This window comes from Paraburkholderia sp. SIMBA_053 (genome assembly GCF_046534895.1).
In the GTDB taxonomy this organism is placed as follows: Bacteria; Pseudomonadota; Gammaproteobacteria; order Burkholderiales; family Burkholderiaceae; genus Paraburkholderia; species Paraburkholderia caledonica.
Map to the genome: position 1 here is coordinate 1 of NZ_JAWRXU010000187.1, position 382 is coordinate 382.

Below are 382 nucleotides of genomic sequence, written 5' to 3' on the forward strand. Positions count from 1 at the left end.
GCCAGACTTACCTTCGAACATCACAGACGCTGCGAGATCCTTTTGCGCCTGCAGCGCGGCCAGACTCCGGGTATAGCCCGCTTCCAGCACAGCATAGGCATCGCCGCCTAGAACGGTGCGCAGCGGCGGCTCCGGCATCTGGCTGATCGTATAGATCGCTTCGGCCATTCTCACCGGGTCGCCCGAAGCATCTGCTTCACCGTTTTCCTCGATCCATCGACGCAGCCTGGCAACCGTGCTGTCCTTGTAGTGGTCGAGTTGCGGCGTCCAGCGGATATTCGCCACGAACCCTGTCTTGATGGAGCCCGGTTCGATAATGATGGTCTTGATGCCGAACCCGGCGACTTCCTGGCTAACTGCTTCGGCGAAGCCCTCCAGACCG

The 382-nt window shown here is 60.7% G+C and carries 1 pseudogene; it reads right to left on the minus strand.

The features are described from left to right. A pseudogene (locus SB753_RS35200) lies at positions 1-382 on the minus strand (short-chain dehydrogenase/reductase); the annotation flags it as partial.